This window comes from Streptomyces sp. GQFP (assembly GCF_021545335.1).
Taxonomy (GTDB): Bacteria; Actinomycetota; Actinomycetes; order Streptomycetales; family Streptomycetaceae; genus Streptomyces.
Genome location: NZ_CP089312.1, coordinates 3,069,261 through 3,082,193, shown reverse-complemented (window position 1 = coordinate 3,082,193; position 12,933 = coordinate 3,069,261). Strand labels below are relative to the sequence as shown.

Annotated in this window: 9 protein-coding genes; 6 read left to right on the top strand and 3 right to left on the bottom strand. The window is 71.5% G+C overall.

Features of this window, described 5'->3' with window-relative positions:
• Window positions 1-126: 126 nt before the first annotated feature.
• From LUX31_RS13355 to moeZ, 5 genes are all read left to right on the top strand, one after another.
• A complete protein-coding gene (locus tag LUX31_RS13355; protein WP_235479907.1) occupies window positions 127-1,851 on the top strand; it encodes a DUF3492 domain-containing protein in 1,725 nt (574 codons plus the stop codon).
• Window positions 1,848-3,149, top strand: coding sequence for a hypothetical protein (locus LUX31_RS13350; protein ID WP_235474997.1), 1,302 nt, complete (start codon window positions 1,848-1,850; stop codon window positions 3,147-3,149). The genes LUX31_RS13355 and LUX31_RS13350 overlap by 4 nt, the downstream gene beginning before the upstream one ends.
• 141 nt (window positions 3,150-3,290) lie before the next feature.
• Window positions 3,291-4,250, top strand: coding sequence for an NAD-dependent epimerase/dehydratase family protein (locus LUX31_RS13345; RefSeq protein WP_235474996.1), 960 nt, complete (start codon window positions 3,291-3,293; stop codon window positions 4,248-4,250).
• Window positions 4,238-4,987 (top strand): spherulation-specific family 4 protein, encoded by a 750-nt coding sequence (locus LUX31_RS13340; protein WP_235474995.1) that lies wholly within the window; start codon window positions 4,238-4,240, stop codon window positions 4,985-4,987. The genes LUX31_RS13345 and LUX31_RS13340 overlap by 13 nt, the downstream gene beginning before the upstream one ends.
• 63 nt (window positions 4,988-5,050) lie before the next feature.
• Window positions 5,051-6,229 (top strand): adenylyltransferase/sulfurtransferase MoeZ, encoded by a 1,179-nt coding sequence (moeZ, locus tag LUX31_RS13335; protein WP_235474994.1) that lies wholly within the window; start codon window positions 5,051-5,053, stop codon window positions 6,227-6,229.
• An 80-nt stretch (window positions 6,230-6,309) separates the two neighbouring features.
• Here moeZ and LUX31_RS13330 read toward each other — a convergent pair whose 3' ends face one another.
• The 3 genes from LUX31_RS13330 to LUX31_RS13320 all read right to left on the bottom strand — a co-directional run bounded on the left by LUX31_RS13330 (window position 6,310) and on the right by LUX31_RS13320 (window position 12,357).
• Window positions 6,310-7,854, bottom strand: coding sequence for an alpha/beta hydrolase (locus LUX31_RS13330; protein WP_235474993.1), 1,545 nt, complete (start codon window positions 7,852-7,854; stop codon window positions 6,310-6,312).
• 115 nt (window positions 7,855-7,969) lie between these two features.
• The gene (locus tag LUX31_RS13325; RefSeq protein ID WP_235474992.1) at window positions 7,970-9,520 is read right to left on the bottom strand and encodes an alpha/beta hydrolase; all 1,551 of its coding nucleotides are present in this window, start codon (window positions 9,518-9,520) and stop codon (window positions 7,970-7,972) included.
• A 98-nt stretch (window positions 9,521-9,618) separates the two neighbouring features.
• The gene (locus tag LUX31_RS13320; protein ID WP_235474991.1) at window positions 9,619-12,357 is read right to left on the bottom strand and encodes a lysylphosphatidylglycerol synthase transmembrane domain-containing protein; all 2,739 of its coding nucleotides are present in this window, start codon (window positions 12,355-12,357) and stop codon (window positions 9,619-9,621) included.
• 185 nt (window positions 12,358-12,542) lie between these two features.
• Here LUX31_RS13320 and LUX31_RS13315 point away from each other — a divergent pair, with 185 nt between their 5' ends.
• Entirely contained in the window at window positions 12,543-12,908 is a 366-nt protein-coding gene (locus LUX31_RS13315) for an MGMT family protein (RefSeq protein WP_328285654.1), read from the top strand.
• Window positions 12,909-12,933 lie beyond the last annotated feature (25 nt).

The window sequence follows — 12,933 nt, the reverse complement described above, 5'->3', positions numbered from 1 at the left end:
TTCACCCCTTTTGGTGGTGCGACGGACAACCGTCCGTCGCACCACCGCCATGTCCGCATACGTTCGTCCCGCTGCGAGCCGCCGGGTCAACGGCGGCTCCCCATACGGGAGATCGGGGGTGTGCTCGTGCGCATCGGACTGCTGACGGAGGGTGGCTATCCGTATGTGAGCGGTGACGCCAGACTCTGGTGCGACCGGCTCGTGCGCGGGCTCGGCGGGCACGAGTTCGACATATACGCGCTCAGCCGCAGTGAGCGGCAGGAGGACGCGGGCTGGATCGAGCTTCCGCCGCAGGTCAGCCGGGTCCGGACCGCTCCGCTCTGGACGGCCGAGGACGACGGGGTGGGGTACGGCCGCCGCACGCGCCGCCGGTTCGCCGAGTGCTTCGGCGAGTTGGCGGCAGCGCTGTGTGCCGGACCCGACGCGGGGAACGCGTCGGACGGACCGGACGCGTCCACCGCTGAGGCGGACCGTTTCGGCAACGCGCTGTACGGGCTCGCCGAACTCGCCCGGGACGAGGGCGGGCTGGTGGGAGCGCTCCGCTCCGAAGCCGCCGTACGCGCCCTGGAGCGCGCCTGCCGTGCGCCCGGCGCGCTGGGAGCGGCGCGCGAGGCGCGCGTCCCGGATCTGCTCACCGTCGCCGCGCACCTGGAGCGCGCCCTGCGCCCCCTCTCGCTCGACTGGTACGAGGACGACGGGCTCGGCTCGGTCGACCTGTGCCACGCGGCCGGCGGCGGCCCGGCGGCGCTCCCCGGGCTACTCGCCCACCACTTCTCCGGCGTGCCCCTGCTGGTCACGGAGTACGGAGTCCCGTTGCGGGCGCACTACCTCGCCTCGGGCGCCGACGACAGCGCCCCCGCCGTACGGTCTCTGCTCGCGGCCTTCCACGGCAGGCTCGCCTCGGAGACCTACCGGAAGGCCGCGCTCGTCACCCCCGGCAACACGCACACCCGCCGCTGGCAGGAGAGATGCGGGGCCGACCGGGAGAAGCTGCGCACCGTGTACCCGGGCATGGACGCGTCCCACTTCGCGGAGGTGGGCGAGTCGCCGGAGACCGCGGACCCCAGCACGCTGATCTGGGTCGGCCGTATCGAGCCCGCCAAGGATCTGATCTCCCTCCTGCACGCCTTCGCGGAGGTCCGCAAGGAGGAACCGAAGACCCGCCTGCGCATCATCGGCGCGGCCACGGGAGCGGAGAGCGAGGCGTATCTCGGCCACTGCAAGGCGCTGGCCGCACAGCTCTTCCCCGACGAGGCCGAGGGCATGCACGCCGTCGGCGACAACCCGGTGTCCTTCGAGGAGATCGGCGGCCCGGAGGCACCGACACTCGCGGAGGCGTACGCGGCGGGCGCGGTCGTCGTCCTGTCCAGCGTGGTCGAGGGCTTCCCGATCAGCCTCGTCGAGGCCATGTTCTGCGCCCGGGCGACCGTGTCGACGGACGTGGGCGCGGTGGTCGAGATCATCGGCGGTACGGGCCTCGTGGTGCCGCCGCGCAATCCGCGGGCCCTCGCGGAGGCGTGCGTGGCGCTGCTGCAGGACCCGGAGCGCCGCGAGCGCCTGGGTGCCGCCGCCCGCGCCCGTGCCCTCGAACTGTTCACCGTCGAGCAGAACATCGCGGCATTTCACGGCATTTACCTGGAGGTCGTCTCGCGCAGCCCCGTCAACAAGGTGGTCCTCGACGACACCGGCGAACCGCTTCCGTTCGCCGTCCCCGCGGAGGCCCACGTCGCCGGCCGCTGGACGCACGCCGGCATACGCGTGGTGGCCCGGGGCGGGCCCAGCTGGGCGACAGGACGCGCATCCGCACCGGTACAGGCGACCCCCGTACCGGCCGGGGAGGGCGCGCGATGAGCGAGCTGGGAGAACTGGACCGCCCTGGGACACCGAACAGCCCCGGAGCCTGGGACGAGAGCTCGGAGGAATGGCTCATGGGCGCCACGGAGACCGACGCACCGGACACGGAGACGACCGCACCGGGCGCAGAGACGAACGCGCAGGACATGCGGACGCAGGCCCGGACGACCGCGCCCTCCACCCGTACCGCGCGCCGAGGCACCGCCGACCCCGTCAAGGCGCTCATGCACCGGCACCGTGAGCTGTGCGAGCGCGCCGTGGACCCGCTGGAGATCGCCGCCGGCCTGGAGGCCCACGGCGTCACGGACCGGACGGCCGCCCGTTTCCGCCACCGGGACGTCTTCTCCCTGGCCGAGGAGATGTACGCCAGGATCTCCCGGGACGCAGAAACGGCACCGCAGCCCACCCCGCCGACCGCACCCGGCGTACGGGCCGACTGGGTCCTGCTCTCGCTGCTGCCGGGCGCCCTGTGCGCGGCGACGGTGACGGGCCTGCACCTCACCGAGGGCCGCGTCCGGCTCGCCGTGGCGACCCTGGGCGCCCTGGCCGTGGCGCTGGCCGTACGCGCGGCACTCGGCCGGGGGCCACTGAGCCCCAGGTCCCATCCGGCGCCCCCCGGCTCCTACGCGAGCCACACCCCGGCGTCCACGCGCGCGTGGACCTACTGGCTCCTCGCGTACGCCCTCCTGGGCGACGGCCTGCTCACCGCCGCGCTGACGGGTGGCCTGGACGGATTCCCGGCCGCCGCCGGTGACCTGGCCACCGCCCCGGTGCTGGCCCTCACCGCGGCCTGCGCGCCCGCGGCCTGGTGCGCCCATCTCTTCGCGGGCGGAGCCCGTCGCAAACTGGCCGCCAGTCGTGGCCTGGCCGACTTCACGGCAGCCGTGAAACCCCTCCTCCTGGGCACGTTCGCCCTGTTCCTCTGCACGTTGGCGGCGCTCGTGGCCGTCTCCGGAACGGTCCTGCACGCACCGGCGGCCTACACCACGACCGTCACCCTGGGCGCCCTGCTCCTCCTGGCCCGCCTCCTCACGGCACACGGCTTCACCCACGCCCCTGCGGTGCTCCTCGGCGCGGCAGCGGCGACGGAGGCGGCGGCCCTGGCCACCGCCTTCGCGTCCCACCTCCCCGGCTGCGCCTTCCTGGCCGTCCCGGTGGACGTGGTCGTGGCCGCCTGGGGTGCGGCAGGCATCCCGGCGGCGGCCTGCGGAGGGGCCGCCCTGGTCCTCCTGCTCCACGCGACCCGCACGCTGACCAGGGCGTCGGCACACGCGATGCCGGGTGAGGCCGGATGACGCCCCGGACCACGACCACGGCAGGTGACCGATTCCGCATCGCCCGGCCCCCCATCACGAACGCACCCGTAACCCCAGAAGGAGCAAACCGATGATCACCTCCCGACCCGGAGCCGGAGAATCCGCCGAGGGAGCCGTCCGATGAGGGTTCTGCTGATCGGAGCCAACGGCTATCTCGGCCGCTTCGTCGCCGACCGACTGCTCGCCGACCCGGCCGTGCAACTCACCGCCCTCGGCCGCGGCGACGACGCCGACGTCCGTTTCGACCTCGCGTCCGGCAGCCCCGGCGCTCTCACCCGCTTCCTCGACGCCGTCCACCCCGGAGTCGTCGTCAACTGCGCGGGCGCCACCCGCGGCGGCGCCCGCGAACTCACCCGCCACAACACCGTCGCCGTCGCCACCGTCTGCGAGGCCCTGCGGCGCAGTGGCTGCGGCGCCCGTCTGGTCCAGCTCGGCTGCGGCGCCGAGTACGGCCCCAGCCAGCCCGGTTCCTCCACGGCGGAGGACGCGGTGCCCCGCCCCGGTGGCCCGTACGGCGTCAGCAAGCTCGCCGCCACCGAACTCGTCCTCGGCTCCGGCCTCGACGCCGTCGTCCTGCGCGTCTTCTCGCCGGCCGGCCCCGGCACGCCCGCCGGCTCCCCGCTCGGCCGTCTCGCCGAGGCGATGCGCCGCGCGATGCAGTCCGGCGACGGCGAGCTGAAGCTCGGCGGCCTGGGCGCGCAGCGCGACTTCATCGACGTACGGGACGTGGCGCGGGCCGTCCACGCCGCCTCGCTCTCGGCCGCGCAGGGTGTCATCAACATCGGCTCCGGCCGCGCCGTGCGCCTGCGCGACGCCGCCTCCGTCCTCGCCCGCGTGGCCGGATACGGCGGCGCGCTGCACGAACTCGACGGCCCGCCCGGCCCCTTGAGGGCGTCCATCGGCCACCCCCGCCCCGACCCGGACCACGCGCCCCCGGCCGCGTACCCGTACCCGGACGGCTGCGGCAGCTGGCAGCAGGCCGACGTACGCACCGCCCGCGACCGGCTCGGCTGGCGGCCCCGGATCAACCTGGAGGAATCCCTCGCCGACATCTGGATGGAGGCGGCATGTCGCATCTGACCAGCGCCAGGGCGGGCACCGCGAGCACCGGCGTCCGCACCGGCTTCGGCATCCCGGGCTTCGCGCACCCCCTGCTCGCCCCGACCGAGTGGGGCGAACTCACCCGCCCGGGGATGCCCCTGCACTGGGTCGTCCTCAATGTCGCCGACGGCCCGGGCAGCCGCCCCGACCCGCACTGTCTGGAGGCCGCCGGCCGGCTGCGCAACGCGGGCGTCCGCGTCCTCGGCCACCTCGACACGGCCCACGGGGCCCGCGCACACGGCGAACTGGCCGCCGAGGCACAGCGGTACCGCGACTGGTACAAGGCCGACGGCTTCCTCCTGGACCGCTGCCCGACCGACCGCACCGCGCTCCCGGCGATCGGCCGCACGGTCGACACGCTCCGCGCGGCGGACGACGACACGCACCTCGTCCTGGGCCACGGCACCCATCCGCACCCGGCTTACGTGGAGCACGGCGACCAGCTCGTCACGTTCTCCGGCCACTGGAGCGACTACCGCTGGTCGCAGGTGGCCGAGTGGACCGCCGAGCATCCGCCCGAGCGCTTCTGCCACTTCGTGCACGGACTGCCGCACGGCCATCTCGACGAGGCGCTGCGCGTCGCCCGCTGGCAGGGCGCCGCCACGATCTACTTCACCGACCGTACGGACCGCGGTGGCCGCACCGATCCCTGGGAGACCATGCCCGGCTACTGGGACGACATCGTCTCGCGCCTCGGAACGGGTGTCTCGGAATGAAGAAGGGCGTGGCAGTGTTACGGGGAGAACAACTGTAGTGATTGACCGACCAACGGAGTCCCCGTGTCGCTGCCACCCCTGGTCGAGCCCGCTGGCGAGCTCACCGTAGACGAGGTCCGCAGGTACTCCCGCCACCTGATCATCCCCGATGTGGGGATGGACGGGCAGAAGCGGCTGAAGAACGCCAAGGTGCTCTGTGTGGGCGCCGGCGGCCTGGGCTCGCCGGCTCTGATGTACCTGGCCGCGGCGGGCGTGGGCACGCTCGGCATCGTGGAGTTCGACGAGGTCGACGAGTCGAACCTGCAGCGCCAGATCATCCACAGCCAGGCGGACATCGGCCGCTCCAAGGCCCAGTCGGCCCGTGACTCGGTGCTGGGCATCAACCCGTACGTCAACGTGGTCCTTCACGAAGAGCGGCTCGAAGCCGAAAACGTGAAGGAGATCTTCAGCCAGTACGACCTGATCGTCGACGGCACGGACAACTTCGCGACGCGCTACCTGGTCAACGACGCGGCCGTACTGCTGAACAAGCCCTACGTCTGGGGTTCGATCTACCGCTTCGACGGCCAGGCCTCCGTGTTCTGGTCCGAGCACGGCCCCTGCTACCGCTGCCTCTACCCGGAGCCCCCGCCGCCGGGCATGGTCCCCTCCTGCGCCGAGGGCGGCGTCCTGGGCGTGCTGTGCGCGTCCATCGGCTCCATCCAGGTCAACGAGGCCATCAAGCTCCTCGCCGGCATCGGCGAGCCCCTCGTCGGCCGTCTGATGATCTACGACGCGCTGGAGATGCAGTACCGCCAGGTCAAGGTCCGCAAGGACCCCGACTGCGCGGTCTGCGGCGAGAACCCGACTGTCACCGAACTCATCGACTACGAGGCCTTCTGCGGCGTCGTGTCCGAGGAGGCCCAGGAGGCGGCGGCCGGCTCGACGATCACTCCCAAGCAGCTCAAGGAGTGGATCGACGACGGCGAGAACATCGAGATCATCGACGTCCGCGAGATCAACGAGTACGAGATCGTCTCGATCCCCGGCGCCAGGCTGATCCCGAAGAACGAGTTCCTCATGGGCGCCGCCCTGGAGACCCTCCCGCAGGACAAGAAGATCGTCCTGCACTGCAAGACGGGTGTCCGCAGTGCGGAAGTCCTCGCGGTCCTGAAGTCCGCCGGATTCGCGGACGCGGTCCACGTCGGCGGCGGTGTGATCGGCTGGGTCAACCAGATCGAGCCGCACAAGCCGGTGTACTGACCCAAGGTTCACCACCCCGTTCGTTGTGTTCGGCCGGCGGGGGTCTCGCGCACCACAGGTGCCCGGGGCCCCCGCCGCCGTCATGAACAGACCTTGCCGTCCCGCGGCACCGTCCCATCCAGCAGATACGCGTTCACCGTGGAGTCGACACAGTCGTTCCCACTGCCGTACGCCCCGTGCCCCTCGCCCTTCCAGGTCAGCATCACGCCGACGCCCTTGCCCAGCTCGTCCGCCATCTTGCGCGTGCCCTCGTAGGGCGTCGCCGGGTCCCCGGTGTTGCCGACCACCAGGACGGGTGCCGCGCCGGGCGCGCTGACCTCCGGTGTGTCGTACTGACCGGCGACCGGCCAGTCGTGGCACCAGCCGGCTGTGTCCCAGCCCATGAACTCCCCGAACACGGGCGAGATCTTCCGGAATTCGGGCAGTTGCTTCCTGGTCTGCGCAGCGGTCGGCCGCTGCTTGTCGTCCAAGCACGATATGACCCGTTGGGCATGTGTCGTCGTGCCGTAGTGGCCCGACGTGTCGCGGTCGTTGTAGCCGTCGGAGAGCGCCAGCAGGTCCGAGCCGTCGCCCTGCTCGGCCGCGTCCAGGGCGCCGGTCAGCGCCGGCCAGCTCTGCGCGCTGTACAGCGTGACGGCGATGCCGGTGAGCGCCAGGCCCTGTGTCAGCTTCCGCCCGGAGGAGGTGGGCAGCGGCTCGGCGTCGATCCGCTTCAGCAGGGCCGTGATCTTCCGCGATCCCTCTTCCGGGTCCTGGCCCGTCGACTTCAGATAGCCGTCGAGTGCCCGCTGGAAGCCCCTGGCCTGGTTCTTCGCGTGTCCCACCATGTCGGCGCTCGGGTCGACCACGGCGTCGAGGATCAGCCGCCCCACGTTCTTCGGGAACAAGTGGGCGTAGACACCGCCGAGTTCGGTGCCGTACGAGATGCCGAAGTAGTGCGTCTTCGTGTCGCCGAGGACCTGGCGCATCAGGTCCATGTCGCGGGCGGAGTCGGTCGTCGACACATGCGCGATGAGGTTTCCGGCGGCCTTCTCGCAGCCCTTGCCGAAGTCGGCGGCGTCCTGGAGGTACGCCTTCTCCTCGGCCGCGTCGTCCGGCGTCGGATCCAGCGACTCGGCGGCCTGGATCTCCTTGTCGCTGCGGCAGCGCACGCCCTCGCTGGCCCCGACCCCGCGCGGGTCCCAGCTCACCAGGTCGTAGCGCTCGCGGAGTGCGGAGACCGTGCCGGCGTACGAAGGCATCACGGAGATGCCCGACTGGCCCGGGCCGCCGAAGTTGAACAGGAGGGACCCGATGCGGCTGCCCCCGGTGGCCTTGGCGCGGATGAGGGCCAGGCCGATGGTCTCGCCGTCCGGCTTCGCGTAGTCCAGCGGCACCTTGAGCGTCGCGCACTGCCAGTCGCTGCCCGGCGTGGGGGAGTCCGACGTGCCTTCGCAGCGGCCCCAGTCGAGTTTCTGCGAGGTCAGCGAGGCGGGCAGCCCGGGCGAGGCCCGGGACGAGGACGTGGCCGACGAGGGCGTCGTGGCGGAGCCCTTGTCGTCACCGCTGTCGGACGAGCCGCTGCTGCAGCCGGCCACCAGCAACGCGGCGGCGGTCGCGGCCGTCCACCGTACGAAACGAGACATGCGCACTTCCCCCCTGCGAGCCCTCCGCTCGGTCAGCGGATGGCGGTCCGGCCATAGTAGGCGGATCACGCCGAGGCCGTTTCAGCCTGTGGATAACCTTCTGACCTGCGATTTTCTAGGAGCAGACGGTCCCGGCCGCCGGTACCTTCCCGTTCAGCAGATAGCCGTCCACCGCCGTCAGCACACAACGGTTCCCGCTGTCGTACGCGCCGTGCCCCTGCCCCTTGTACGTCAGCTCGACCCCGACGCCCTCACCCAGCGCTCCCACCATTTTCCGCGCGCCCTCGTACGGCGTGGCCGGGTCGCCGGTGTTGCCGACGACGAGGATCGGTGCCGATCCGGTCGCGTCGACGTCGGGGTGGTCGGCGGCGCCCGGCACGGCCCAGTCGGTGCAGCTGACCATGGACCAGGCCATGAAGTCACCGAACAGGGGCGAGGCGGCGCGGAATTCGGGCAGCCTCGCCTCGACGTCCGCGACGGTGTAACGCGGCTTCTCGTCGGAGCAGTTGATGGAGGTGTTCGCCGCGGTGATGTTGCTGTACTCGCCGTTCTGGTTGCGCCCGTTCATCGAGTCGGAAAGCAGCATCAGGACCTTGCCGTCACCGTCGTACGCCTGTTCAAGGCCTACGGTGAGATAGGGCCAGAACTCTTGGGAGTACAGGGCTTGCGCGATGCCGTTGGCCGCCGCGCTCTGGGTCAGCTCGCGCGGGAAGACGCCCGGGATCGGTTTGGCGTCGAGGTCCTTGAGGAGCTTGGCGATCCGGTCCTCGACGTCCTGGACGGTGTCGCCGACCGGGCAGTCCTTGGTCTTCGAGGTGCAGTCCTCGGCGAAGTTGTCGAGCGCGAGCTGGAATCCCCTGGCCTGCCCGAGCGAGCCCTGTTCGGGGGTCTGGGTCGGGTCGACTACCGCGTCGAAGACGGCCCGGCCCACCTTCTTGGGGAACAGGTGTGCGTAGACGCCACCGAGTTCGGTGCCGTACGAGATGCCGAAGTAGTACAGCTTGTCGTCGCCCAGAACCTGACGCATCAGATCCATGTCGCGGGCCGCGTCGGTGGTGCGCACATGCGGGAGCACCTTCTTGGAGTGCTTCTCGCAGGCCGCGTTGAACTCCCGGGTGTTGTCCAGCAGCTCGGAGCGCTCGATGGCGTTGTCGGGCGTCGCGTCCTGCTGGAAGTAGACGTCGAGCTGTTCGTTGTCCTCGCAGCGCACACCGGCGCTGCGGCCGACGCCGCGCGGGTCGAAGCTCACCAGGTCGTAGCGCGTGCGCAGGGCCGTGTAGTCCTTGCCGAACGCGGGGAGCGTGGTCACCCCGGAGCCGCCGGGGCCGCCGAAGTTGAAGATCAGGGATCCGATGCGCCTGCTCGCGGCGCCGCTCGCCTCCGCCCGGATCAGCGCGAGCCCGATCGTGTCGCCCTTCGGCTCGGCCCAGTCCAGCGGCGCCTTCATGGTGGCGCACTGCCAGTCGTCGCCGCCCGGCAGCGGGGACGGCGCATCGCCGCCGCCCTCCGACTCGGACGGCACAGGACAGTCCTTCCAGCTCAGCTTCTGGGCCGACAGGTCCTCGTCCGTGGAGCCGGAGTCGTCGCTGCACCCCGCCACCAGTGAGGCCAGCAGGAGGACGGTGACCGTCAGGGCAGCGGCACGCGGCCGGAGGGGGTTGGGCATGCCCCCATCCTGCGGTGGCACCCGGCGGGGCGCTCGGGGCGCGAGCCGTACGAGGTACCGCGCACGCCCTTGAGCGCACCCACCCGAAACCGCGCTCCCTAGAGGGAACCCTTCCGCGTCAGATGGTTGAAGAACAGCCAGCCCGGCAGCACCGGAATCCACAGGGTCAGCAGCCGGTAGAGCAGCACGGCCGGGGCCGCGACCTCCTTGGGGAGGCCGACGGCGATCAGACCGACGGTCAGGGTCGCCTCGACCGCGCCCACACCACCGGGGGTCGGTGCCGCGGACCCCAGCGCGTTGCCGGCGAGGAAGACGACGGCGACGCTGGCGAGGCTGAGGGAGGTCGTCTCGTCGCCGAACGCGCGGATCGACGCGTCCAGACACATCACGAAGCACGCGGTCAGCAGCAGCATGCCGCCGATGCCGGTGACCAGCTTCTGGGGCCGCTGGAGGACGTCCAGCATGCGCGGTACGACACCGGCGAACAGCGACCGCACGCGCGTGACGACGAATTTCCGCAGGAACGGCACCGAGGTCACCACGAGGACGAGCACAGCGACGGTCAGCAGACCCGCGATGACCGTCCGGGACGGCGACAGCGACGGCGTCTTCTCGGTACCGGTCAGATAACCGAACGACAGCAGCATCAGGATGTGGCAGCCGAGCCCGAACAGCTGCGACGCGCCGACACTGGCCACCGCGAGCCCCGGCCGCACCCCCGCGCGTTGCAGGAACCGCGTGTTGAGGGCCACGCCGCCCACCGCGGCGGGCGCCACGATCTTCACGAAGGACCCGGCGACCTGCGCGGCCACGGTCCGCATGAACGGCACCCGCTCGGGTACGAAGCCCAGCAGACTCATCGCCGCGGCGAAGTAACTCAGCGCCGAGAACAGCACAGCCGCGATGACCCAGCCCCACTCGGCGTTGTCGAACAGGGTGCCGAACTCGATATGGGTGAGCTGGGAGAGCAGGAAGTACGCGCCGAACGCGCCGGCGATGAAGCTGATCAGCGTGCGCGGTCTCACCCGCTCCAGCCGGGCCGGTTCGACCGGTGCCTGCGGTCTGATCAGCAGCACCTGGTGGCGGATCTGGGTGAGCAGATCCTCCTCGCGGGCCCCTTCCAGGGCCTCGTCGAGGGCCCGCTTCTCGGCCCGCTGCTCCGCCCGTACGGCCTTCTTGCCGGGCTTCTCCAGTACGACGACGGGCCCGGTGTCGGCGTGGGCCGCCTCCAGACGGGCCTGCCTGGCCTGCTGGGACGCCTCCAGGACCGCCTCGCGCTGACGCTGGGCGCGCTCGCGGGCGAGTTTGCGCAGCGTCGCGCGCGTGGAGCGGGACAGCGCGATGGGCTGGAGCATCGGCAGACAGTCCGCCACCGCGTCCGGGCCGAGCACCCCGACCGCCGAAGCCACCGCGCGTTCGGCGCCCACACGCAGGCCCAGTGTCGACACGAGCTGGGCGATGTCCATGCGCAGCAGCAGGTCCCCGGCGGCGATCTCGCCGACCCGGAGGTCCGTGAGGATCACCTTGCCGGAACGATCCACCAGGATCGCGTCGGCGACGAGTCTGCGATGCGCGATGCGCCGCGACTGCAGCGCCTTCACCTGATGCCAGGTGTTGCGCAGCAGCTCGTCGGTGATGTCCTCGTCGTCCAGCGAGTCGAGCGTGCGGCCCCCGGTGTGCTCGTAGACGAGCATCACGGCGTCGGGGCCGAGTTCCGAGGTCGCGATCAGCTTGGGCGCGTTGGCCCCGGCGGCGATCGCCGCGTACGCGAGGAGAGCCTCCTGCTCCAGGGCCTGGCGCAGCGACTGGAGGCTGCTGCGGGTGGCCAGGCCACGCAGCGTGATGTTGCGCCACATGCGGTAGAAGAAGCCCTGCGCCTGTTGCTCCCGGTCGACCACGGTGACGTCCAGCGGAGGGCCGTCCTCCAGGGTGACGAAGTAGCGCCGGCCCCGGTCACCGCTGTCCGTCGCCTCCGGCACCTCCTCACGGGCCGCGCTCACCGGGCGGAAACCGACGTGCCGCAGGCCCGCCATCAGGTTGCGCCCCGTGGGGCGCACGTTCGGCGAGCCGACCGCGTACAGCGTCCCGTACGCCACCGACCAGCCGATCAGCACCGTCAGGATGATCGAGAACGGTGTCGTGTAGCCGGTGACCAGCATCGAGAAGGCGTCGAGCAGCAGCACCACCCACAGGACGGCGCGCCAGCGCGGCCGCCGGGACATGCCGACGGCCGTCATGTACGCGATGACCGGCGCGAGATAGCCGTGCACGGGGTCGGTGAGGGCGGTGATGTCGCCGGGGGAGGGCTGGGTCAGCGCCTCCTGGATGGAGTCCGGGGCGGCCTTGGCGACCCACAGGTCGGTGGCGAGGGTCACCCCGTGCGCGAGGACCGCCGCGAGGACGCCGTCGGCGATCCGCAGCCCGTCCCGCTTGATCAGCCGCTCGATCGCGAAGGCGACCGGCACCAGGAGGATCGCGATGCTCGACGCCAGACCCGCGATCTTGATCAGCAGGTCGGGCGCCTGGCCGGTGCCCTTGTTGATGTCCTGTTCGAGCCCCGAGGTGGTGCCGTGCGCGAACGCGGCGATCGCGAGCAGGACGACGACCGCGAAGACACCCGCCAGAAGCCGCATGAGGTCGGAGGGACGGTGTACGCGCGCGGGGAGCAGCGGTTCGTCGCCCTCGACCTCTTCGGCGTGGGGGTCGTCGTCGGCGCAGTCGGTGGCCGGGTCGGCCGGTGTCCGCTCGGGCTCGTGACCGGTGCCGTCGGCACCGGGGCGCGACGAGACCTCAGAGGTGCCCTCCGCGTCTTCGGGGTGCACGCCCTGCTGCTTCATGGTCTCTTCTTGGTCTCGTATCACCGGTCACCGCCCGCACGATGGTGGCATGCCCCACTGACACACAGGGGCATCAGGGTGCAGTGCGGGGGCGCACAGTCTGCCGCAAGCGCCGCTCCGGGGCGAGGAATACCCACGGTCGCCGCCTCGTCACATTGTCGGTGGGGTGGGGCAGGATGGGCCGGATGAGCAACGAGAGCCTTCCGGCGGACGCCCTGCCGGAGTACGCCGAGCGGGTCCTGGAGGCCGCGGAACTGATCCCGCCCGGGCGTGTCATGACGTATGGCGATGTGGCCGAGTGGCTGGAGGAGGGCGGACCGCGCCAGGTCGGGCGCGTGATGGCCCTCTATGGAGGAGCCGTTCCGTGGTGGCGGGTCGTCCGCGCGGACGGTGCCCTGCTCCCGGGCCACGAACTGGAGGCCCTCGATCACTACCGCGCGGAGGGCACGCCTCTGAAGGAGGCGAGCAGAGCCGCAGAGGGACATCTGCCGCGCCTCGACATGAGACGCGCGCGGTGGGACGGCGGCGAGCCGGCGGAGGGTCACACCTGACAGCTTCCGCCATCGGGCGGGCGTC

Bases quoted from the DNA above. Each gene is read 5' to 3' on its own strand.
- LUX31_RS13350 (WP_235474997.1), top strand. From the start codon at position 1,848: ATGAGCGAGCTGGGAGAACTGGACCGCCCTGGGACACCGAACAGCCCC.
- LUX31_RS13345 (WP_235474996.1), top strand. From the start codon at position 3,291: ATGAGGGTTCTGCTGATCGGAGCCAACGGCTATCTCGGCCGCTTCGTC.
- LUX31_RS13340 (WP_235474995.1), top strand. From the start codon at position 4,238: ATGTCGCATCTGACCAGCGCCAGGGCGGGCACCGCGAGCACCGGCGTC.
- LUX31_RS13330 (WP_235474993.1), bottom strand. From the start codon at position 7,854: ATGTCTCGTTTCGTACGGTGGACGGCCGCGACCGCCGCCGCGTTGCTG.
- LUX31_RS13325 (WP_235474992.1), bottom strand. From the start codon at position 9,520: ATGCCCAACCCCCTCCGGCCGCGTGCCGCTGCCCTGACGGTCACCGTC.
- LUX31_RS13320 (WP_235474991.1), bottom strand. From the start codon at position 12,357: ATGAAGCAGCAGGGCGTGCACCCCGAAGACGCGGAGGGCACCTCTGAG.
- LUX31_RS13315 (WP_328285654.1), top strand. From the start codon at position 12,543: ATGAGCAACGAGAGCCTTCCGGCGGACGCCCTGCCGGAGTACGCCGAG.